At 47.3% G+C, this 22410-nt stretch carries 21 protein-coding genes; 8 read left to right on the top strand and 13 right to left on the bottom strand.

All coding sequences use genetic code 11. The features are described from left to right. Positions 1–53 precede the first annotated feature (53 nt). On the bottom strand, positions 54–1211 hold the full coding sequence (locus BC349_RS02385) for a Gfo/Idh/MocA family protein (RefSeq protein ID WP_187255147.1): 1158 nt from the start codon (positions 1209–1211) through the stop codon (positions 54–56). Positions 1212–1317: 106 nt separating this feature from the next. Beyond that, positions 1318–3621, bottom strand: coding sequence for an outer membrane protein assembly factor BamB family protein (locus tag BC349_RS02390; RefSeq protein ID WP_187255148.1), 2304 nt, complete (start codon positions 3619–3621; stop codon positions 1318–1320). 134 nt (positions 3622–3755) lie between these two features. Between BC349_RS02390 and BC349_RS02395 the strand changes: the two genes are divergently transcribed. Then, a complete protein-coding gene (locus BC349_RS02395) occupies positions 3756–4403 on the top strand; it encodes a glycoside hydrolase family 13 (RefSeq protein WP_187255149.1) in 648 nt (215 codons plus the stop codon). A gap of 60 nt (positions 4404–4463) precedes the next feature. On the opposite strand, the gene BC349_RS02400 is transcribed toward BC349_RS02395, so the two are convergent. From BC349_RS02400 to BC349_RS02410, 3 genes are all read right to left on the bottom strand, one after another. Then, positions 4464–5006: a DUF4294 domain-containing protein gene (locus BC349_RS02400; protein WP_246456748.1), complete on the bottom strand. Its 543-nt coding sequence runs from the start codon at positions 5004–5006 to the stop codon at positions 4464–4466. A gap of 207 nt (positions 5007–5213) precedes the next feature. Further along, positions 5214–7667 carry a cytochrome c biogenesis protein CcsA gene (gene ccsA, locus BC349_RS02405; protein WP_187255150.1) on the bottom strand — a complete coding sequence of 818 codons (2454 nt, stop codon included), beginning with the start codon at positions 7665–7667 and terminating at the stop codon, positions 5214–5216. Between the two features lie 12 nt (positions 7668–7679). Next, positions 7680–8084: a cytochrome c maturation protein CcmE domain-containing protein gene (locus tag BC349_RS02410; protein WP_187255151.1), complete on the bottom strand. Its 405-nt coding sequence runs from the start codon at positions 8082–8084 to the stop codon at positions 7680–7682. Between the two features lie 133 nt (positions 8085–8217). Between BC349_RS02410 and BC349_RS02415 the strand changes: the two genes are divergently transcribed. The 6 genes from BC349_RS02415 (at position 8218) to BC349_RS02440 (ending at position 14711) form a co-directional block, all read left to right on the top strand. Beyond that, positions 8218–9258 carry an agmatinase family protein gene (locus BC349_RS02415; RefSeq protein ID WP_187255152.1) on the top strand — a complete coding sequence of 347 codons (1041 nt, stop codon included), beginning with the start codon at positions 8218–8220 and terminating at the stop codon, positions 9256–9258. A gap of 57 nt (positions 9259–9315) precedes the next feature. Further along, positions 9316–9900 carry a hypothetical protein gene (locus tag BC349_RS02420; protein ID WP_187255153.1) on the top strand — a complete coding sequence of 195 codons (585 nt, stop codon included), beginning with the start codon at positions 9316–9318 and terminating at the stop codon, positions 9898–9900. A 63-nt stretch (positions 9901–9963) separates the two neighbouring features. After that, the gene (locus tag BC349_RS02425; protein WP_187255154.1) at positions 9964–11262 is read left to right on the top strand and encodes a radical SAM family protein; all 1299 of its coding nucleotides are present in this window, start codon (positions 9964–9966) and stop codon (positions 11260–11262) included. Between the two features lie 31 nt (positions 11263–11293). After that, positions 11294–12238, top strand: a complete 945-nt coding sequence (locus BC349_RS02430) for a DMT family transporter (RefSeq protein WP_187255155.1) — start codon at positions 11294–11296, stop codon at positions 12236–12238. A gap of 218 nt (positions 12239–12456) precedes the next feature. Then, complete coding sequence (locus BC349_RS02435) at positions 12457–13332, top strand: hypothetical protein (protein ID WP_187255156.1); 876 nt, start codon at positions 12457–12459, stop codon at positions 13330–13332. Positions 13333–13421: 89 nt separating this feature from the next. Then, positions 13422–14711 (top strand): bifunctional folylpolyglutamate synthase/dihydrofolate synthase, encoded by a 1290-nt coding sequence (locus BC349_RS02440; RefSeq protein ID WP_187255157.1) that lies wholly within the window; start codon positions 13422–13424, stop codon positions 14709–14711. On the opposite strand, the gene BC349_RS02445 is transcribed toward BC349_RS02440, so the two are convergent. From BC349_RS02445 to fbp, 6 genes are read right to left on the bottom strand one after another with little or no spacing between them, the layout of a single operon-like run. Continuing rightward, on the bottom strand, positions 14708–15316 hold the full coding sequence (locus tag BC349_RS02445) for an NUDIX hydrolase (RefSeq protein ID WP_246456750.1): 609 nt from the start codon (positions 15314–15316) through the stop codon (positions 14708–14710). The genes BC349_RS02440 and BC349_RS02445 overlap by 4 nt on opposite strands. Then, positions 15307–15837 carry a YfiT family bacillithiol transferase gene (locus BC349_RS02450; RefSeq protein WP_187255158.1) on the bottom strand — a complete coding sequence of 177 codons (531 nt, stop codon included), beginning with the start codon at positions 15835–15837 and terminating at the stop codon, positions 15307–15309. Before BC349_RS02450 ends, BC349_RS02445 begins: the two co-directional genes overlap by 10 nt. Before the next feature lie 4 nt (positions 15838–15841). Beyond that, on the bottom strand, positions 15842–16249 hold the full coding sequence (locus BC349_RS02455; protein WP_187255159.1) for a VOC family protein: 408 nt from the start codon (positions 16247–16249) through the stop codon (positions 15842–15844). Between the two features lie 9 nt (positions 16250–16258). After that, a complete protein-coding gene (locus BC349_RS02460) occupies positions 16259–17026 on the bottom strand; it encodes an ABC transporter ATP-binding protein (RefSeq protein ID WP_187255160.1) in 768 nt (255 codons plus the stop codon). A gap of 42 nt (positions 17027–17068) precedes the next feature. Further along, a complete protein-coding gene (locus tag BC349_RS02465) occupies positions 17069–17569 on the bottom strand; it encodes a CAP domain-containing protein (RefSeq protein WP_187255161.1) in 501 nt (166 codons plus the stop codon). A 39-nt stretch (positions 17570–17608) separates the two neighbouring features. Then, the gene (gene fbp, locus BC349_RS02470) at positions 17609–18622 is read right to left on the bottom strand and encodes a class 1 fructose-bisphosphatase (protein ID WP_187255162.1); all 1014 of its coding nucleotides are present in this window, start codon (positions 18620–18622) and stop codon (positions 17609–17611) included. A 114-nt stretch (positions 18623–18736) separates the two neighbouring features. On the opposite strand from fbp, the gene BC349_RS02475 reads away from it, so the two are divergent. Continuing rightward, positions 18737–20008 carry an aspartate kinase gene (locus BC349_RS02475; protein WP_187255163.1) on the top strand — a complete coding sequence of 424 codons (1272 nt, stop codon included), beginning with the start codon at positions 18737–18739 and terminating at the stop codon, positions 20006–20008. A 2-nt stretch (positions 20009–20010) separates the two neighbouring features. On the opposite strand, the gene BC349_RS02480 is transcribed toward BC349_RS02475, so the two are convergent. Together BC349_RS02480 and BC349_RS02485 are read right to left on the bottom strand one after the other, a co-directional pair. Further along, on the bottom strand, positions 20011–21621 hold the full coding sequence (locus BC349_RS02480) for a family 20 glycosylhydrolase (RefSeq protein ID WP_187255164.1): 1611 nt from the start codon (positions 21619–21621) through the stop codon (positions 20011–20013). Positions 21622–21648: 27 nt separating this feature from the next. Further along, positions 21649–22401, bottom strand: coding sequence for a glycoside hydrolase family 16 protein (locus BC349_RS02485; protein WP_187255165.1), 753 nt, complete (start codon positions 22399–22401; stop codon positions 21649–21651). Positions 22402–22410: the final 9 nt, after the last annotated feature.

Genomic DNA, 22410 nt, shown 5'->3' on the forward strand with positions numbered 1-22410 from the left:
TTTTTATGCCATTTCCCGGAGGCGCATAAAAAGGCAATACTATTTTTATTAAATCAGATGGAATAAGCCACCCACTTATCGCTGCTCTCATTGCTTCTCACCACATTTTCAATGAAAGCCATTCCACGGATACCTTCTGCAACGGAAGGGAATTCCACCACATCTTTGTTTACGCTGGTACCGTCTATACGAGCAGCCAGGGTAAGGGAGAAATTCTTGTACAGGTTGGCAAATGCCTCCAGGTATCCTTCCGGATGTCCACCCGGGGTCCTGCAATTGTGTTTGGCAATATCACTCAGGTAACCTGATCCTGCACGAAGGGTTTCCATCGGTTTGTCGTACCATTTCAGGAGCAGCGAGTTTGGTTCCTGCTGGTGCCATTCCAGTCCACCCAGCTCACCATAAATGCGGATGGCGAGATTGTTCTCCTCCCCTGCAGCAACCTGGGTGGCCATCAGCACACCACTGGCTCCATTATTGAATTTCAGCAGTACAGCCCCGTCGTCATCAAGCGCGCGGTTTTCAACCACAATATTCAGGTTGGCACAAAGCTCACTCACCTGAAGCCCGGTGATATACTCTGTAAGATTGAACGCATGTGTACCAATATCACCCATTACACCGCTCTTGCCTGATTTTTTGGCATCTGTTCGCCAGGCCGCACCGGCATTGCCTTCACGCTCAGACAATTTGCTCAGCCAACCCTGGCGATATTCCACGTAAACTTTCCTGACCTTTCCAATGGTTCCTTTGTTGATGAGGTTTTTCGCTTCCTTCACCATTGGATAACCCGTATAGGTATGCGTAAGACAAAGTACCAGGCCGGTTTCCTTAACTTTTTTATCCAGTGCCAGCGCCTCGTCCAGTGAAAGTGTGATGGGCTTTTCAATAACTACGTGAAAGCCTTTTTCCAGTGCCATCATCGCAGGGGCAAAATGCGCGAAGTTGGGAGTTACTATCGTTACAAAATCCATCCTTTTATCTGCAGGCAATGCGGCTTCCTTCTCCAGCATTTCCTCATAAGTGGTATAGATCCTGTCTTCGGCCAGGAATAATGAACGGCCGCTGGAAATGGCAATTTCCTTGTTGATGCTGAGCGCACCGCATACCAGTTCAATTTTTCCATCCATGTTGGCAGCCAGGCGGTGTATGGCGCCAATAAAGGCGTCACTACCTCCACCGATCATGCCCATGCGTAATTTTCGGTTCATTGTTGCTTGTTTTATTAGGGAACTAAAAATACTTAATATGGATTATAAAATCCGATCTGACAATTAATAATATCATTTTGACTGCAGCACATTGCCGAAGAAATCCTCAATGCTTTGGCAAGGCAAAGGCCAGCCATTGGTCGCCTGATTTGCTTCCGATCTTTCCGCCACCACAGGCAATGACCACATACTGGACCCCATCCACCTCATAAGTAGCGGGTGTTGCATAACCCGGAACCGGCAGTTCCGTTTCCCATAAGACCTTCCCTGTCTTTTTGTCAAAAGCCCTGAATTTTGCATCCTTGGAAGCCGCGATGAATACGAGTCCACCCCTGGTTACCAGCGGTCCGCCATAACCTTCCGTGCCCGTTGGAGGGATACCTCTTTCAGTCAGTTCTCTGTACTCTCCTACCGGAACCTTCCAAAGGAGTTTTCCACTGTTCAGATCAACGGCATTCAAAGTACCCCAGGGTGGCTTGATTCCGGGATATCCGTTTTTATCCAGAAACCGGTTATACCCAGTCATTGTATAGGGAACCTCATCCAGTATGCTTTTGGTGACGACAGACCCTGCTGCTGTAGCAGGCTCCCTGGCTTCAGCTGCTGTTATTACCGGCCCTGTTTCTCCTGCAGCAGAATTTAGCAGAAAGGCCGACAATGATTTTTTTTCATCATCAGTTAATTGCCTGAAACCAGGCATCATATTCTTTCCATTCTCTATGATTCTACGCAGTGTTGTTTCGTTATATTTTTTTCCTGTTTCCAGCAAGGAAGGATAGGAACTTCCATTCCCCTTCATATCTGCACCATGGCAGGACAGGCAGTATTTGTTATACACCGTTTGGCCCGCCTCTTTTGTGGAACCATTACCGGTCTTTTTTTCGGGTATGTCAATCATGGTGAGCGACCAGGGTAGTTCAGTACTGTGTACATACATGATTCCCGTTTCCTGGTCAACTGCCGCTCCTCCCCACTCACCCCCACCATCAAAGCCCGGAAATATCCAGGAGCCTTCTTTTGAAGGAGGATGGAACATAACACCATGTTTTACTTTCCGGAATTTCTCCAGCATATCCTGGTGTACTCCTGGTGTAAGGTCAGAAACGTCTGCTTCGGTGAACTGCTGGCGGGCAAAAGGCTCAGGCAATGTTGGAATAGGTTGTGTGGGCCATGCCTCTTCACCAGGAAGTCCATTGATGGGAACCGGTTTTTCCTCCACCGGGAAAACAGGTTTCCCGCTAACCCGGTCAAAAATGAATATATACCCATGCTTGGTGATCTGGGCTACCGCATCAATGGTTTTACCATCCATATGAAGCGTTACCAGGTTCGGATTGGCGGGAAGGTCACGGTCCCAAAGATCATGATGAACTGTCTGAAAATGCCAGAGATACTTGCCCGTGGCTGCTTCCAGTGCAATAAGCGAGTTCCCGAAAAGATTGCTACCCTTGCGAAAACCTCCATAAAAATCACCTGAAATGGAACCTGTAGGCACAAAGAGAATACCGCGCTTTTCGTCAAGTGACATGCCCGCCCAGTTGTTGGCGCCACCCAGTTTTTTCCATGCGTCCTTATCCGGCCAGTCATCATATCCAGCTTCACCGGGATGGGGAATGGTATGAAAGATCCATTTCCGCGCGCCGGTGCGAACATCATAGGCACGGATATGTCCGGGTGCCCCGTCTGCCGATTCCGCCACCCTGGAACCCATGATCATAATGTCCTGGTAGATTATTCCAGGCGTGGTGGCCACGACAAAGGGATTGGTTGTCGCCTCACGGTCAAGCTGTTCAGACAGATCAATGAATCCGTTATTGCCGAAGGATCGAATGGGCTTGCCGTCATCGGCATTAATGGCGAAGGTCCTGGCTCCCGCACTGTAAAATATCCTTTTATCTCTGCCGCTTTTGTCCTGCCAGTACATCACTCCCCTGTTCACCTTGAAATATGCGTATGGATCGCCTGAGGAAACACTGTCTTCTGTCGCAGGATCAAATATCCACTTCTGCTCGCCGGTTGCGGCATTGAGTGCAAACAACTTCAGGCGCGGACTGGTGCCATATAAAATACCATCCACCACAATCGGGTTGCATTGGTTCTGGCTGCGGTTTCCCGTATCACGATCCTTGCTGCTGTATGTCCAGGCCAATTGCAGGGAGGGCACATTTTCGGTGTTTATCTGCTCATTGGAAGAATACCGGCTGCCGTCCTTGGTTCCAGCATAAGCTGCCCAGCCTGAATATCCGGCACCCGTGGTGGAGGCTTGTTTACAGGATGGGGAAAAGACTATTGTGAAAAAAAAGATCAGCAGGGCTGCAGGGCGCATAAAAAAGTATTTCCTGAAAATAAGGAATAAAGGCCTTGCCGGGCAAGCGGAATATTTCCATTGGCCGTCAGGTCTTTTCCACATCTGTGGAAAATTGAACATTATGACCCGGGTTACTTTTTTTCCGGCACGGTATTAATGAGAGGAAATAATAATATAACACAAAAGCAGGAGACCAAACCAGATTTCTGCTCCATTTTGCAACTAAAACCAAGAACATGTCGAAAAAAGTAACTTTTACCCTCGCACCTGAAATTGTAGGAGACGCAACAGAAGCTCTTCTGTTGGGAGATTTCAACAACTGGGATATCAATGATGGTATCGGATTAAAAGTTCAGAAGGATGGATCACTTAAGGCCACAGTAACACTGGAGCCAGGAAAAACCTACCAATACCGTTATTTCCTTAATGATGGCAGGTGGGTAAATGATGCCAATGCCGATTATTATATTTTCGACCATACCTATCATGTGGACAACTGTGTAATCAGTGTTCCTGATGCAGAGGAACCGGCTTCAATAAAAGCAGATGCAGCTGCTCCTGCAAAAAAAGCCGCAAAGACTGAAAAAGCTGCCAAACCCAAACCAGCCGCAAAGACGAAGGAATCAACTCCGGCAAAAGATGACCTCACGAAAATTGAAGGTGTAGGTAAAAAAATCGCAGAATTGCTGGTGGCTGAAAACATCGTCACCTTTAAGGATCTTTCAAAGACAACTGCCAAAAAACTGACTGCCATCCTGGAAGCAGCCGGCAGCAAATTCAAGGTTCATAATCCAACCACCTGGCCACAGCAGGCTAAACTGGCTGCTGCAGGAAAGTGGGATGAACTGAAAGCCCTGCAGGCAGAGCTGAAAGGCGGGAAATAACCAGATTTGTTTAATCCTGCGATCCGCTGGTTTCAATACCAGCGGATTCAGCAGGAAATTTTACCGGTACATCCGTTCCACTTCCTGCACGATCAATTCAATTTCACGATCTTCCACAGCCGCGTCATAGGGTTGCCTGAGGCTGCTGCCAAAGAAAAAGGCAACAGTTTGCCAGAAACGGGCAGAGAGTCCACCGCGGTATTCTTTAACCAGCTCATAGCAGTTATTCCCTGTCTGACGGTTGATCAGTTTCATCAATACCCTGCCCTGGTAAACTGAGAGTTTGGTGAGGGGTCCGGTAAATTCATTTTTCAGCTCCTTTTCACGGCTTAAAAGGTATTTTTTCCGCTGTCCCGGATTCATGGACTCCATCTTGAAATTGATATCATTGATGATCAAACCTGCTTTACGGGCATAGGGATACGTCACATACACGGCGTTTCTCAGCCTTGTCCATTTGTTATACCGTTTACGGGCTTCTCGCGACATGGGTGCCGTTACAAAAACATACTGAAGCCAACCCGAAGGCAGTGTATCTCCTTCCATTACATATATCGGAACAATGATGGTGTCGTTCGGTCCCCAGCGAGGATTGAATGGCATGGGACCCGGTTTTGGAACCGGCTGATGCGAGCCTGGCGCAGGCACAGGGGCAGGCATTTGCCCGGAAGCATTGCCGGCAATTGCCAGCACTACCAGTAATATCCAATATTTAACTGCCAAACCGGAATGCCTCAACATCTGTTTTCGCCTTTTACTATTAATGCCTCATAAGACAAAACAGTCACCCAAATAGCTGTTAGTAGATTGCTAAATTTTATTCACTGCCTTTAATCGACCCTGCCGGCTGCGGTACACCACACTCAAACCAAACCCAATGGTCATGACGATAATACCCAGCCATAGAATATTGATATGCGGAAATTCATACACTTTTAACGCAACAAATGGAACCATCCGGTTGCTTTCCTTCACCTGCAGTTCGATCTGCTGGTTCTCCATCACCTTGCTGAATGCAAGCGCAATGTTTTGGGCGTACACAGTATCGAGCATATACCTGGCCTCATTACCCTGAACATAAAAAACAGGCTGCGCGGTAAAACGGGTTCCCTCTTTTGAAAACACTGTGATATCGGCCATCAGGGCTGTATCAGTGGCCTTGAAATGGTATTTGTTATTGGATGGATTAGGCACCACATTATTCAGAACCATGAACCCGTTGGAATAGTAAATGGTATCGTTGACCCTTACAGTATAATTTTTGAACTGCGCTGTGTCTTCACGCTTGTCCATATCGTCTGCGTATGTAATATAACTGAATATATCTCTGTTCCAGTAATGACGGGCATCGGGGTTATTGGAGAAGCCTTCCATTCCCTTTGTGTTCCTGATCAGGTTGGGATAAAGGGTAAAGGTTTCGGAACTGTCTTTCTTCATCATTTCAACCCTGTAATAACTGATATTCCCAGCTTTATTGGTACTGTCGCTGTTCACGAATGTTGCCCAGTATTTTCCCATATCTGTTGGAACACCTTTAATGAGGGTCAGGTTTTCCAGTGATTTCTCCTTTGACCGCTCGTCAAACTTAAGGTTGATGCCGGTGGTGTTATAGGACAACACCTGTTTATTTGAAGAAGAAATCAGGATACCCACCAGGCTCAGACCAAATCCTACATGGGAAATCGAACCGCCGGCGGATTTAAGCTTTCCGTTTAATCCAGCCCAGATATAAGCGGCATTGGCCACAACAGAATACACGCTGGCAAAAAATGCCAGGTAAATCGCCGCCTGGAAGCCTATTCCCTTTTTATCGTAGTCCAGCCCGCTGAAAATAAAAAAGGCGATGGTGATACCGGCCGTTACCAGGGTTGGCACCAGAATCTTTTTCAGCCAGGATTCCCGGGTGGTCTTCTTGTACTTGAGATATTGTGTAATGGCTGTCAGCAGGGCCAAAACGATGGCTACAAAAATCTGGATCTTGTTGTATGAAAATTCAACATCCTCAGGTGCCGCTGTGGTACCACCCGTAATCTTGTTATAAATCGGGTTAAAGGATGTTTGCCAGGTTATTACCGCCGCACTGAGGAACAGTACCAGCGAGCCGATAAACATCCAGAACTCGCGGGAGGAAGTCTCCTCCTCCTTGTTGATATGTGGAATGTCTTTGTAACGCATAAAATAGAGTACAAAGGATGGCACCAGAAATATCACCAGGAAAAGCAGCAATTGAATATTCATTCCTTCATCTGTAAACGCATGCACTGAACTGTCGCCCAGTACCCCGCTGCGGGTCAGGAATGTGGAGTATAATACGAAAATAAAGCTCAGGATAAAAAACACATTGGTGGCCCTGAGGGAGTGACCGGTGGCATTAAAGATCACCTGCGTATGGATACCTGCCACGAGTACCAGCCAGGGTACCAGCGAGGCATTTTCTACGGGGTCCCAGGCCCAGTATCCGCCAAAAGTGAGTGATTCATAGGCCCAGGCGGCACCCATCATAATTCCCAGTCCGAGGATACCGGCAGAAAACAGGCTCCAGGGAAGGGCCTGGCGTGTCCATCCCGAAAAATCTTTCTTCCAGAGGCCTGCAATCGCAAATGCGAAGGGCACAATGGTGGATGCAAATCCCAGGAAGAGTACCGGTGGGTGAATGACCATCCAGTAATTCTGCAGTAACTGGTTGAGGCCTTGTCCATCCTGCATCTGGGGCAGACTCAGGTAATCGGCCCTGGAAAATACCGGCGCATCTGCAAATTTTTCGCGAACCAGCAGGAAAGGATTGCTGCCCAAATGGATATCACCAATATAGATGCCCATGATCATAGTGGCCAGGCACACCTGCATAAAAGAAATAACCGTTAATACAGGCGATTCCCATTTGGTTCCCCTGAAAATCAGGAGACCACCCAGTACAGCATGCCAGAGGGTCCATAACAGGAAACTGCCTTCCTGCCCTTCCCAGATACAACTCAATAGATACTGGGTATTAAGGGAAAGATTGCTGTGGTTCCATGCATAAAAATATTCAAAACTATGCGAGGAAATAATGTAGTAAAGGATTCCAAATATGGTGAAAACAGAAAGAAAATCAATACCAAACGCAATGCGGGCAAGCTTTTTCCAGCGTTTCTCATCTGCTGGGTCAACCGCATTGGTTGCCTTGAAATAGGCAATGGTGGCTACCAGGGAAGATACAAAAGCAAGTACTACAAAGAAGTGCCCCAGTTGCCCGGGCAACAGATTTTCACCAATATAATTCATGGGTGGACCTAATTAATTTGAACTCAGATTTTTCTTGTTGGCTTCTACATCATCCTTGTACTTGGATGGACATTTCATCAGCATTTCGTCGGCTTCAAACCTGCCGTCCTTCATGCTTCCTTTCAGCACCAGGCGTTCACTTTTTTCAAAGTCGGTAGGCTTGGAATTGTGGTAGATCACTTCTGTGGAATGGCCCAGTGTATCGATTGCAATGAACCTCATGTAATTTGGGTTCTTGATGGCATCGTACTCCACCGGTTTCGTTTTATCGAGCCTGGCAATCAGGTGCACAAACTTTCCCTCTTTCTCGCGGGCGGAGGCTACAGTGTCATAGGTGGTCAGGTCACCCATAAAACTAATCAGCACAGCGATTGCTATTGCAATGAAAATCAGGATGATAATATGTGTTTTTTTCATACTTGCAAGTCTACCGCGCAAAGTTAGTCCAATTTGGCATTACCCTTTCAATTGTTTAGTTAATACAAGCTTTAGATTTAATTTTGCATCTGTACAAGGCTGACTAACTTTGCGGCCGCTATAATATACAATCATGGACCTCTCCCAGTTCGATGCCAATAGTCTTGGTAACCCCAACAACAATATTTTCGGACTCCCAACTACCGAAGCAGATGCCCGCCTGGTCATAGTCCCCGTTCCCTGGGAGGTTACGGTCAGTTATAGTGCCGGTACGGCCAGAGCCGCAGACAATATCAGTAAAGCCAGCCTCCAGGTTGACCTGTACGACGCGGATTACCACGATCTCTGGCGCAACGGATTCTACATGCGGGAGGTAGATAAAAAAATTTTGTTAAAAAGCGATTACCTGCGCAAGGAAGCAGAATTATATATTGATTACATCTCTAACGGTGAAGCCATTGAGAAGAACAACTTCATGTGCAGGTCTCTCCGTGAAATCAACGAAGGCAGTGTATTCATGAATAACTGGGTGCATGGGCAAACCAAAGAACTGCTGGAAAAAGGCAGGCTGGTTGGCCTCCTGGGTGGCGACCACAGTACTCCTTTCGGTTTTATCAGGGCGTTATCAGAAAAGCACGAATCTTTCGGCATTCTGCAGATTGACGCGCATTGTGACCTGAGGAAAGCCTACGAAGATTTCAACTATTCCCATGCCAGCATCATGTACAATGTGTTGGAGGAAATTCCGGCGGTTGAAAAACTGGTACAGGTGGGCATACGCGATTATTGCGATGAAGAAGTCGAGTATATCCATGCCAGTAAGGGTCGGGTTCAGACATTTTTTGATTCGCAAATCCGCGAAAGGCAATACGAAGGTGATACCTGGCGCAATATTGTGGATGATATCGTGGCCGCACTGCCACAAAAAGTTTATATCAGTTTTGATATTGATGGTCTTGACCCCAAACTCTGCCCCAATACCGGGACACCGGTCCATGGCGGCTTTGAAACAGAACAGGTTTATTTCCTGTTTAAAAAGGTGTTAGCCAGCGGCCGCACCATTATCGGTTTCGACCTCAATGAAGTGGGGGTGGGTGACAATTCCTGGGATGCAAACGTTGGTGCAAGGGTGCTATTTAAAATGTGCAATATTTTAACTGCTAGTAATTTATAATATCGTAATTTTCTATATTCAAAACATTTCGTCTCTCTAACCATTTATATCTCCGCTATGGTCTACGAATATGTTGTAACCCTTCGGAATTCAAACCGCAAACTGATAGATCGGTTTAGTTTGCTGCTGATCGGCACTTCCGTAATCCTCTTCCTGGCCGAGTACCTGCAGTCTGCGGAAAAGCGATGGGTGCAGATCCTGGGTGTAGGTCTGATCATCGGCCTTGTGGCTCTGAACTTTTACCTGAGCCGAAAACACGGCAAGGATGTATATTACAATTACGCACTATACTTCACTGCCCTGGTATGGGCCACCATGCCGCAATACCAGTGGCTCAGCATTTTTTTCGTTATCATGGGACTGATCGAAAGGCAGGCCAAAAAGAACCTTGAAATCGGCTTTTCCTCCCATTCTATTGTCTTCAACAGCTTCCCCCGCAAAATTTACAGGTGGAAAGACTTCTCCAATATCATTCTGCGCGACAACCTGCTGACCCTCGACTTTTCAAACAACAAGATCTTCCAGCGCGAAACCATTGATGAAGAAAGCGATTGCGATGAGAACGAATTCAATGATTATTGCCGCGAAAAACTGGAACTCAGCAGGGTAAATCATTCCGCACGCCCACTGGTAGGTAGCTAACCGGCGTCCGGTTTTATCCTTTATCGGCCAATTTCAAACCTCAAACTATCCTACCTTTGCCCGATGTTAAAGCATTCTCCCTATTTGCTCTATTCTGACGGTAAAGGAAATATTTTCGAAGATGATACGCTGTACGCAACCGGCCGCAGCGGCTGGGACGTATACCCCGTGTCCGATGAGGACTGGATAGAATTGCCCAATGGTGGGAATCTGTACGAACTGCCGGGCCGCAGGGGTATTGGAATTGATGTAAAAACCGGGGAAATGCGCCTATGTCAAAAAGGTTGGGCCGTGGCCGCCTTCATTCCCCCCGCCCATACAGGATTGTTCATTGCCGCATATGAGACCATGCCAGATGCGCCAACCCTTCCCTTGTTTTGCTACACGGCAGCCGGTTGGGTGGATGGCAAATTCATGGTGGCTGCTGTACGCATTGAAGCAGACATCCGTCAGGAATGTGGCGGCTTTAACGACAAAAAAATAGAGAATGGCGTTGACAAGATGCTGGCCGCCTATCCGCATAACAGACTGGTAAAACACCTGGCGGAGAATTGCTGTAATACCTACCATTGCCCAGCTGCCCGCAACTATTTCATGGGAAGATGGGAATGCCCCATCCCGGCATCACCGGCCTGCAATGCCAATTGCGTGGGATGCATCTCCCTGCAACCCGATGAAGAACCAATTGTGTCCACTCAGGACCGCCTGACTTTCAGGCCTACCGCAGAAGAAATAGTAGAATATACGGTTCCGCACCTGGAGTCTGCCCCCTATCCTATTGTTAGTTTTGGCCAGGGATGCGAAGGCGAACCTCTGTTGGTTTGGGAAACCATGCGTGACGCCATCATCGAGATCCGCAAACATACCAGCAGGGGAAGCATCAATGTAAATACCAACGGCTCAAAGCCAGATGCTGTAAAAGCCTTGTGCGAAGCAGGCTTGAACAGCATTCGCGTTTCTACCAACAGTGCCCGTCGTGAAGTATATATGCCTTATTACCGGCCCAACAATTACGATTTCGCCGACATTATCGAAAGCCTGAAGGTCGTTCGCAGTTATGGCGGCTGGACTTCCATCAACTATTTTGTCTTTCCCGGAATGACCGACAGCATTGCCGAATATGAAGCCCTGCGCAAACTCATCATTGATACTGATCTCTGCATGATCCAATGGCGCAATTTCAATATCGATCCCGACTGGTACCTGGGTAAGATCGGTGTCACCGATACCGGGGAATGCATGGGCGTAAAACAATTGATGGAATTGATCCGGGAAGAATTCCCCCACCTGAAATTCGGCTATTATAATCCACCGATGGAAAGGATTAAAGGCAATTATGAAATGGATTTTGCGCACAATTGAAAGGAGAAACTGAATAAACCATTCCGCCAGCATGTCTGAAACCCATTCTGCCAGCACCCTGCCTGCATATCGCAGCCAACTTTATATGGGTGCAGCATTGGCGGTGATTGCCACCCTCATCTGGAGTGGCAATTTCATTATTGCCCGGGGCGTGATCCACGATATACCCCCCGTGAGCCTCGCATTTTTTCGCTGGCTTACTGCCTCCGTGCTGATGTTACCCCTGGCATGGAAACAGCTGCGAGCAGAGTGGCCCGTGGTGATAAAAAATCCCGTATATTTTTTGTGGACAGCCCTTACCGGGGTGGCATTGTTCAACACTTTTGTTTACATAGCCGGACATTATTCCCCAGCCATCAACCTGGCTCTTATTGGAACAACATCATCGCCCATACTGGCCATATTGCTGGCAAGGATTTTCCTGAAAGAAAAAATTACAGGCTTAAGGATTGCAGGGCTTACCCTATGCATCACCGGTATATTGTATCTTTTATCTGCCGGCAGCTTTCATAAACTGATCACATTTCAATTTGGCAGGGGTGACGCCTGGATACTTGCCGGAGCCCTGGCTTTTGCCATTTATAACATCCTGGTGAGAAAAAAACCTTCCGGTATCAGCGCCCAAAACTTTCTTTTTATCATTTTTTCAACCGGCACACTGATGCTCTTGCCCTTTACCCTTGCTGAACAAGCCGATTCCCCCGCCATCGAATGGACCTGGCCACTTGCAGGAGTCATACTTTACCTGGGACTGGGAACTTCCGTTATTGCTTTTCTCTGCTGGAATGCGGCTATTGTAAGGCTTGGCGCAGCGCGAACCGCGTTATTCGGCAATCTCATACCCATATTCAGCAGCCTCGAAGCCCTCTGGCTTTTAATGGAAAAGATCACCCTACTGCACCTGGTCAGCGGCATGCTGGTGGTCGGCGGACTCATTATTGCCAATATCACCCGTCGGGTGGCACCCGACGGGTGAAACTGAGTTTTAAGGTACTTTTTCACACCTTCAATAAAATTTTAACAACTGAAAATCAAACACTTACACTGATATGGGAATCTTCACCCGTCGGGTGCCACCCGACGGGTGAGGACTGGCAGATTTAACAAATCATGTCAGCCTAAATCGAAGCGTAGCCTGTAATTTGTAGGTTACAGGCAAAGAATTGTACATTTACGATGGCTAACCCGATCACTATGACCGCTGAATTTGAAGCACAAAAAAATATAAAAGCCGGAGGTTATACCGCCGGCGTGATGGCATTATTGCTCGCAATACTTTTTTTTATCAGGTGGACCGTACCTGTTGTTCCGCCACCGCCCATTGAAGACGGAATTGAAGTAAACCTTGGCAACAGCGATGAGGGTTTCGGTGATGACCAGCCCATGTCGCCGGAAAGTCCCGCACCGGCAGAACAACCCCAATATACTCCACCTCGCGCCACATCAACAGCTGCAGAGGAAACCCGCGATGTGGAAACTGATGACAGTGAGGAAGATGCTCCGGCCGTAAAAGCACCTGTAAAGGTTAAACCGAATGCTACGAAAATCCCGGAAAAGGAATCGGCTGTTAAGCCCGCTTCCAAACCTGCCGCGCCCGTTTCAAATCCGATACCGGCCCCACCCAAACCGAAAGCAGTGTTCAAAGGTGTTACAGGAACAGGGAAAGGTGGTAATGAAGCCGATACCTATAAAAAAGGCGGCAACCAGGGTATTGCAGGTGGTACCGGTGACCAGGGCAAACCCGGCGGCGATCCCAACTCTACCAACTATGAAGGTAACGGTGGCAGTGGTAAATCGGGGGTTTCCATTTCCCGTGGACTGTCCGGCAGAAAAATCACGAGCTTCCCATCATTTGAGGATGACTTTAATGAAAACGCAAAAGTTGCCGTGGACATCCGCGTAGATGCTGCAGGCAAAGTCATTGCTGCTGTTTACCAACCCAGGGGGTCTACTACAGGCAACAGCAACCTCAAAGCCATTGCGATCCGCAAAGCCATGCAACTCAAGTTCAATGGTGGCAGCGAAGAGCAGATCGGTACCATTGTCTTCAATTTCAGGTTAAAAAACTAGGTACTTTGATAGCTTGCAAGACAGCTGTTCCGTGGTTTATGATGTTAACACTGGCCTGCTAATACCTGCTATTCTATAGCTTTGTACTGATGACCTACGCCCAAACCATCGACTACCTCTTTACAAGGCTTCCCATGTTCAGCAAACAGGGCACCTCCGCATTCAAAAAAGACCTGCACAATATCAGGCTGCTTGAGGAATCCAACGGCAACCCACACACTAAGTTTAAAACCATCCATATTGCGGGCACCAACGGGAAGGGTTCCACCAGTCACATGCTGGCAGCCATCCTGCAGAAGGCCGGCTATAAAACCGGATTGTATACTTCGCCGCACCTGAAAGATTTCAGGGAAAGGATCCGCATCAACGGAGAGATGATCCCGGAACAGGAAGTGATCGATTTCACGCGTCGCATCATTCCCATGATCGACAAGTTGGACCCATCATTTTTCGAGATCACCGTAGCCATGGCATTTCAGTGGTTTGCGGATGCTGAAGTGGATGTTGCTGTAATCGAAGTGGGCCTCGGCGGCAGGCTCGATAGTACCAATATCATTACTCCGGAGATTTCAGTGATCACCAATATCGGCTGGGACCATATGAATCTGCTGGGTGATAGCCTTGATAAAATCGCCATTGAAAAAGCAGGAATCATTAAACCGGGTATTCCGGTTGTAATCGGTGAAACCTTACCCGAAACCAGGCCGGTCTTTGAAAAAACTGCGGAAGAAAAACAGGCAACTTTGTATTATGCGGAACAATTACAGCAGGTAGTCAACTGGACATACGAAGATCATCGGTTAAACATTACCGTGAAGGAGAATGGGCGTGAGGATGCCCAGCATTATGAGCTCGATCTCCCGGGAGCATACCAGGTCAAAAATGTACGGACAGTTATGCAAACCATCCGCCTCCTGCAACGGGCCGGGTGGCATATTGATGAGGCGGCTATCCACCAGGGTTTGGCATCCGCCCGCAAACTGACCTCTCTTCACGGGCGGTGGGAACTAATCAGCAGAAATCCCGATACAATACTCGATGTGGGTCATAATGAAGACGGCATCAGGGCAATATTGCAACAACTGGAATTAACCAGCCATACTCACCTGCACCTCGTGCTGGGCATGGTGAGGGACAAGGATATCAGTAAAGTGCTGTCGCTCTTACCCCGCCAGGCAACCTATTATTTTACCCAGGCGCATATCCCGCGTGCTTTGCCTGCTGCAGACCTGCAGTCCGTCGCTGCGGAAAAAGGATTGCACGGCTCCGTTTATGCCGATGTTAATGCAGCCTTGCAGGCGGCAAAATCCGCGGCCGGAAAAAAGGACCTGGTGCTGGTTTGCGGCAGTGTTTTCCTTGTGGGAGAAGTCAACCATTAAGGCAACTGGCCGGTAAAGGATAATTTTCCCAGTTTCTGAAGGGCAAAGAAAACGCAGCTCAGGTGAAGCGCCTGCACCATTTCCTGCTTCATGATCATTTGCTGCAGCTCATCCATGGTTATTTCCACCACTTCTATTTCCTCATTGTGGTCCAGCTCCTGATCCTGAGTTTTGATGCCACCTGTAGCCAGGAACAATTCAGTGAAATTATTGAGAACACCGGGATTGGCAGCCACCCTGCCCACCCACTCTACTTTTTCAAAGGAATACCCGGTTTCTTCCAGCAATTCGCGTTTCATGGCGGTGGGGAAATCTTCGCCCGGATCTACAAAGCCTCCGGGCAGCTCCATGATCACATCATTGATGGGATGGCGGTACTGCCGAACCATCAGCACTTTATTGTCGGCTGTAACGGCAAGTGCTGTGGCAGAAGTGGGCATTTCCACCACAAAATAGGGATCCACAATGGTCCCGTCTTCCCGCTGGCAACGATCGCGCCGCGCAGTGAAGTAGATGTGGTTGCTTATATATTCAGTTGAGAGGGTGGTCCAATGCATGGTGAATGGGTCAATGGGTGAATGAGTGAATGATGTTTTTACTTCCATCCCATTTTCTCTCTTATTCCTGTTACATGTGCTGTATGGTGCTTGCCGTGCCAGGCATACATTCCAAGCAGGTCCCAGAGAATGATCTGCTTTTTGTGTTCAGGATGGAAAACAGAACGGGTTAAGAGTTCCTGCTCGGCCAGGTTTTTGATGCAACTATACCAGCGAGCGTGCATAGCATGCAGCAGGGTGATGGAAATATTTACCGGCAGTTCATGTACATCATTTAATTCAGCCCAGGCGGCTTCATCGTATGGTTTGATGGTCGGATTTTCCTCCGTTAGTGCCAGTTTAAAACGGATCAGGGCATTCATATGGCTGTCGGCTACATGATGAACAACCTGCTTGATGGTCCATCCCCCGTCGCGGTATGGTGTCAGTAGCTGGGCCTCATCAAGATTTAGTATAGCATTCTCCAGCAACTGCGGAAGATACCTGATATCGTTCAGCCAATCCTGCCGTAACTTATCTGAATAAGGCTGGGGTTCATATTTTCCGATAGGATAACGTGCATCTGTCATATTATTAATGGTTGGGTTTAATTTCAGTTACTTCAATACGGTTGTTCTCAGGGTCCAGGGTTTCAAATTCATAATAACCATCTCCGGTGGTACGGGGGCCGCGTAGGATCGGGTAACCCTCAGCCTTTAATTCCACGGCCTTTTTATCCACGGCTTCTCTATCCCCAATCCCGAAAGCCAGGTGAATCAATCCCTCGTGCTGCATCACTACCGTATCGTTGGCATTGGCCGGTATTCCCGGTTTGGTCATGATTTCAAGCCTTGAACCTGTTTCAAAAGAAAGGAAATAGCTCTCAAATGAAGTGACAGGATTGATGTATTTCTGGTTGGAAACCGCACCAAAAAAATTAACGTAATAATCCTTCATTTTTTCGAGGTCCCTGACCCAGATGGCAACATGCTCAATCATCATTGTATTGGTTTAATCTTCCTCCCGTAGTCCATGACCCGTGAGATGAATGAATACATCTTCCAGGTTTGCTTTTTTTACTTCTTTCCTGCGTTCAAACCCGCCGGCAACAAGTTTGTCTATCAACCCGTCCGGACTTGCCATTTCAATGATCTTTCCACTATCGATGATGGCTACCCGATCGCATAGGACTTCCGCTTCATCCATGTAATGTGTGGTAAGGATGATGGTTGTGCCCTTATCGCGGATCGATGTGATCAGTTGCCACAGATTGCGCCGGGCCTGGGGATCAAGCCCGGTAGTAGGTTCATCCAGGAAAATGATTTTTGGATCGTTGATCAGCGTGGTGGCTATTGAAAACCGCTGTTTCTGCCCGCCACTAAGTTCCTTGAATTTTGCCTTTCGCTTATCCACCAGGTTTACCCGGCCTAACAATTCTAAAGGATCCACTTTTTTGTTGTAGAGTCCCGCAAAAAGCTCAATGAGTTCGGAAAGGTTCAGGCCCGGATAATAGCCCGAGGCCTGCAATTGAACGCCAATAATTTTTTTGATGGAACCGGGGTCCTTATCAAGATCAAATCCGTCTACCACCACCTTCCCGCCGGTTTTGTCACGCAGGGTTTCGATAATTTCCAGGGTGGTGGATTTTCCGGCCCCGTTAGGGCCCAGCAGGCCAAAGACCTCTCCCCGGTAAACATCAAAACTGATGCCTTTTACCGCTTCGAACTGGCCATATCTTTTATGCAGGTCCTTTACACTAATAATGATATCAGGTTCCATTAAGGACACAATTTAATAAATCAGTGGAATGACTGCACAGATTCATTTAAGCATGAAAAGTTGGGTGAAAAAAATTACCCCTTTACTGTTCCGCGATACCCCGATACCGGTAAGGTTGAATCGACCTTCAATATTTTTTCTATGTGGTGGACTTTTCAGCCATCCCTGCACTACTTCCCGGGCATTCATGGAGCCATAAGCAACATTTTCGGCAGATGCGCTGATACCGCCCAGGCGTTTGCTGAGGCGAGATACCCTTGTTTCATAACCACCATGACCAAAGGCCACCTGCCGGCTTGCCATCCGCTGGCTGTGCAATGATGCTTCCGTTTCTATATAGCTGTTGGACTGTAATGCAGGTAATCCCTTAGATTTCCGGTGACGGTTTACTTCGGCCAGAATACTGGTTTCCATTGAAGCCAGCGAAGAGGATGCGGAACTGGTTGTTCCGGTTCTTTTAACCGTGGATGCCGGGCTGGTTTTACACGCGGTAAATAAGATCAGACCAAATAATCCGGTAACCAATACCTTCAATAGCTGCATAGGGATATTTTTGACCTCACACTGCAAGGATTGTACCAGTTAACTCTTCATGCAGGCCTCCAGTTCTTCCATCATGCCTCTGCTGCCCACGAAAAAAGGGGAGCGCTCGTGCAAATCGGTGGGTTCAATGTCCAGAACACGCTGCTGTCCGTCAGTGGCTTTCCCTCCTGCTACTTCCAGTATAAAAGCGAAAGGATTGCACTCATAAAGCAACCGGAGTTTTCCTTTTGGTTTTTCTTTCATACCCGGGTACATGAATATTCCGCCCTTGATCAGATTACGGTGAACATCGCTGACCATACTACCAATATAACGCTGGGTATAGGGACCTCCGTTTTCTTTATTCTTCTGCTGGCAGAGATTGATGTATTTCCGCACCCCTTCCTCATACTGGAAAAAGTTTCCATGATTCACGGAATATATTTTTCCGAACTCCGGTGTTTTGATATCCGGATGGCTGAGGCAGAACTCGCCGATGGACGGATCGAGCGTAAAACCGTTTACGCCCCGGCGGGTAGCGTAAACCAGCATGGTACTGCTTCCGTAGATAACATATCCCGCCGCGATTTGCCGGATACCGGGCTGCAGGAAATCTTCCTTCTTGCAGGGCTTGCCCAGTTCACTGACGCGACGGTACACAGAGAATATGGTTCCTATCGATACATTCACATCAATATTACCGCTGCCATCCAACGGATCAAAGAGTACAACATATTTCGACTGGTTACTTACTTCGTCATCAAAGACTACAATATCGTCCATTTCTTCACTGCCAATGCCCGCGCAGCTGATTCCGTGCCGCAACACGCCCATCATCTGGTTATTGGCAAAAACATCCAGTTTTTTCACCTCTTCACCCTGAACGTTCACACTTCCATGGTCACCCAGGATATCCACCAGTCCGGCTTTGTTCACTTCCACATTGATCCGCTTGGCAGCCAGTCCGATATCCCGGAGCAGGCTGCTCAGTTCTCCCGTTGCCTTGGGAAAATTTCTTAATTGCTGAATGGTAAATTCGTCCAGGGTTAATACCTGTCTGTTAATTGAACTCATATAGCAGTCGTTTATCGTTGGGACAAATGTAATAGCAAAACATCTCTAATTGCAAACGATGTGTGCTGAAAACACATATACCGGCCTATATTTGCCAGCAAATCTTTCCCGCACATGAAGGTGTTTAAATTCGGAGGTGCCAGTGTTAACAGCATTGACAGAATAAAGCAGGTTGCGAATATACTAGGCAGTTACCAGCAGGATGATCTTCTTATCGTGATATCGGCCATGGGCAAAACGACCAATGCATTGGAGAAAGTTGCCGAAAGCTTTTACGCAGGAAAAAAAGAAGAAGCCCTGTTGCTGTTCCACCAGGTAAAAGAACAGCACCTTACAACGGCCAAATATCTGCTCGTTACCCGTTACCTGGAATGTGAGCAGACCCTGACAAATTTTTTCACTGAAGTGGAATGGTTGCTGCACGACAAACCGGTAAGAGGATTTGATTACTATTACGACCAGATCGTTTGTGCAGGTGAACTTCTATCCACTGCCATTGTCAGTGCCTACCTGAACGAAACAGGGATCAGCAATACCTGGATTGATGTGAGAGACATACTCAGAACCGATGATAACTTCAGGGACGCCAATATTGACTGGTCATTTTCACAGCAGCAGGTTGACCGCTTTGTAAAGCCCTTATTTCAAAAAACCCGCCACCTGATCACCCAGGGCTTCATTGGCGCCACCGATGAAAACGAAAGTACAACCCTCGGCCGCGAAGGAAGTGACTATACAGCTGCTGTTTTTGCCAACCTCTTAAATGCAGAGAGCCAGACCATCTGGAAGGATGTGGCCGGCGTAATGAATGCCGACCCCAAAAAGTTTCCGGATGCGGTCCTCATTAATGACCTCAACTACTCGGAAGTGATTGAGATGGCCTATTACGGAGCGCAGGTAATCCACCCAAAGACCATCAAGCCACTACAGAACAAGGGAATTCCCCTTTATGTAAAATGTTTCCTGGACCCGGCTCTTCCAGGTACCGTGATACACAACCAACCGGTTAACCACCTGCCTCCCATTATAGTCATCAAAGAAAACCAGGCTCTGCTGCAGCTGAAATCCAAAGACTTTTCATTTGTCGGGGAAAAGCCGGTCGGCCAGTTATATCATCTCTTTGAACAATTGTCTGTAAGACCAAACCTCACTCAAAATGGTGCCATCAGTTTTACTTTTTGCCTGGACGACCATCCTGAAAAAATCCAGCAACTGGCATTGGAGGCTTCGGACATATTTGATGTTACGGTTGAAAAGGGGCTGAAACTGCTTACCATCAGGCATTACGAACCGGGTCTGCTGTCTACCCTGATCGGAGAAAACAAGGTAGTAATTCAGCAGCAGACCCCGGATACCGTGCAGGTATTGATGAAACAGGAAAATTAATTTTACTCAATGCCCTCATAGAACCTGATGCCGGCTAACGTCCATCTTTCCTTAAGTGAAGCCAGGGCTTTTACAAAGTCCTCATAGTTTTTTGCCGTTTTGGGTGTCCATCCCACTTCAGCATAGGCCGCTAATCTGGGAAAGACCTGCAGGTTCATTTTATCCACTGTCGGAATCCATTCACCCCACATCTGGCAGCCTGTACCCAATATCCTGGGGATGTATTCTTCTTTCAGGCCTTCGGGTACAGGATCAAATGAATAAGCTTTTGAAAGGGGAATTGATTTGTAGTTATAATCAAGATATGTCATGGAATGAACTGAGTTAACCACATCGTATCCATCCGAAACTGCTTTTTGCACCAGGTCGAGGCTACCCTTCCAGAAATGAATGATGGCCGACTTTGCAAGGGTTTGTTCAACTTTTACATCCTCCTGTTTTTGCCATTCGTGCACATTTCCTCCCAGGATTTCATTCCAGCCCATCATCCTGAAACCATTCTTATCAATAAAATTAGATATCCTTGTAGTAAAGAAAATCTGCAGATCGGCAGGAGTATTAAGGCCTTCCCTTTTCATCATCTCCTGCATCATCTGGGAGTTCTTCCAGGCCTCGAATTTCACTTCATCCCCACCTATATGAACGATCCCGGAAGGAAATAAAGTAAACACTTCACTCAAAACATCATTCAAAAACTGGTAAACCCGAGGATCAGCCACATTATAGGAATCCTCCATAATTCCGAATGTAACCGCAACCTCGTTGGTTGTGCCCAGGGTTCCCAGCCAGGGATATGCGGCTATGGCGGCCATTGCGTGGCCGGGCATTTCAATTTCCGGAACAACTTTGATATGTCTTTGAGCTGCATAGCTGACAATTTCCTTTATCTGATCCTGCGTATAAAAACCGCCATGAGGAACACCAGTGCGCTCTTCACTCCTGCGGCTGGTTTGGGTATTTTTTCTGAACCCACCCACCTTCGTTAGTTCCGGGTATTTTTTTATTTCAATTCTCCAGCCCTGGTCATCAGTGAGATGCCAATGGAATACATTCATTTTTACCATGGCCATCTGGTCAAGCAGGTTTTTGACTACTTCCATACCCTTAAAATGTCTTGACTCATCCAGCATAAAAGCTCTCCATTGAAAGCGGGGTCTGTCTGATATTTCCAGAACTGGAATATTAATTTCCTGACCCGGTTGGGCCCTGAACTCAAAACCAGCAGGAAGCAATTGCCTTAGGGTTTGTATAGCATAGAAAATACCGGAATTGCCGGCAGCTTCAATTACTATACCATGCTTCCGGGATGAAAACCGATATCCTTCATTACCCAATTCATTGTTCAGCTTTTGGTTCAGTTTCAGGACAATTCCGAGGCCTTTATTCTTTACGGAGATTTTTTTACCGAATCCTTTTCCTAATATCCCGGCGAGGTAGGCCGCTTCTGGTCTGGTTGCATTGCCGGAAATAATTGAAACTTCGCCGGTAAGGATAAAACTCCCCTGCCCCTCTACCACATGGGCGGGCCTTGGAATAATGCCAATTCCTGCTGATGCCTGCCGGGTAAGAACCACCAGGAGAATGAATGTAAATAATAAATTAACTGATTTCACAACTGAATGTTTTGATAGATAATTGAATTATTGAATGCTGAAACCTGAAATAATCATCTCGGTTTCCTTAAGGTCTGAAGGTGGATTGCCCCTGAACAGCCACAGATTTATTTTTGCCTTTTCATCCACATCCGGGGGGATATCTGTTCCCGTATAGGACCATTTCTGAATAATATCAGCAGCAGACGGCAGTTCGGCCGAATGGCCCTGGTAGCTGGCAAAATCAATCCGATCAGGTTGCCAGTTAAACCAATGTGTTGATTTTTCACTGGCCAGGTTAAGGAAGTACCTGCGCTTATTCTGGGTTTTATCACTGGGCTGAATGGCAAACTGGGAATCCATATTACCATCTACGCTCCATTTGGAGAATTCGATATCAATTTCTTCTGAATCGTTTTTATAAGTAAACAAACCAGCCACTACATTTTTATCCAGGCTGTCTACCCGGCTGTCCACGCGGAATATATAACGACCATAACTGTACGAATTTACCAGCGTAACTTTGGCACAATACCATTTCCCGCCCCTGTTGGTAATTCGCAAATGCAATCTTCCCTCTTTATCAAGCCAAACATTATCTGTTGAATTTGAAAAAAAGTTTGGCCCGGGTCCCTGTTTAATGCTGCCGCCTGATTCCACGACCCAGTCATAACCCGCAAATTTAATGATCCGCTTGCCATTGACCATTGTGTCAACAGGCTCCGGCAATTTGTCTTTTGAACTGCAATTCATTGCAGAAAACATTGCCAAAAGGATTACCGATAGCCTTAAAGTTTTCATGGTACGTAA

This window comes from Flavihumibacter stibioxidans, assembly GCF_014332695.1.
Lineage (GTDB): Bacteria > Bacteroidota > Bacteroidia > Chitinophagales > Chitinophagaceae > Flavihumibacter > Flavihumibacter stibioxidans.